A 245-nucleotide genomic window follows, 5' to 3' on the forward strand; every position below is an offset into this window, starting at 1 on the left:
GATGCACATGCCACGCGGTGCGGGCCCCCGCCTCGAACGCGACAGAACCAGCGGTGGCGTCGGCGTTCACGAGTGAGTCGAACAGCATGTCGACCCGAGCAACGCCGGTGAAGTTGGAGGGCGGGGCTTCACGAACGTCACGCTCGGCGCCGCGTGTGATGGCCAGCGTCTGACCGTGCGCCGCACTCGCCACGATGAGGATGCCCAGCCACGCCGACATCGCACGGATCGCGGGCCTGTAGATC

The 245-nt window shown here is 68.2% G+C and carries 1 pseudogene; it reads right to left on the reverse strand.

From position 1 onward, the window contains the following. Positions 1–220: pseudogene (locus ACSNOK_RS35730) on the reverse strand (hypothetical protein); the annotation flags it as partial. Positions 221–245 lie beyond the last annotated feature (25 nt).

This window comes from Streptomyces sp. URMC 126 (assembly GCF_051386555.1).
In the GTDB taxonomy this organism is placed as follows: Bacteria; Actinomycetota; Actinomycetes; order Streptomycetales; family Streptomycetaceae; genus Streptomyces.